Source organism: Pseudarthrobacter sp. B4EP4b (genome assembly GCF_006680095.1).
GTDB lineage: Bacteria > Actinomycetota > Actinomycetes > Actinomycetales > Micrococcaceae > Arthrobacter.
On sequence record NZ_VHIJ01000114.1, the window covers coordinates 1 to 233 of the forward strand.

1 protein-coding gene is annotated in these 233 nt (G+C 64.8%); it reads right to left on the reverse strand.

Going from position 1 to position 233, the window contains the following annotated elements; genetic code table 11:
• Positions 1-233, reverse strand: a 233-nt coding sequence (locus tag FNL14_RS23125; protein WP_142065183.1) for a hypothetical protein, incomplete at both ends; no start/stop codon positions are given.

A 233-nucleotide genomic window follows, 5' to 3' on the forward strand; every position in this document is an offset into this window, starting at 1 on the left:
CCCCAGGTCTCAGCATCCGAGGACGTGACTTCACCGTTGGCATCAACCCCGGTCACCGTCACCACACCGGACTTCGGATCCGCCGTGTAAACCCGGTCATCGGCCCCCACCGCCGACACCGTACCCTCCGAACCCACCAGCACCGGCTCGGTGGCCTCCTCATCAAAACCATTCACCGTCGACGGCGACACCGCCCACACCTTGCCCGACGCAGCATCCGTCACCGAAATCAC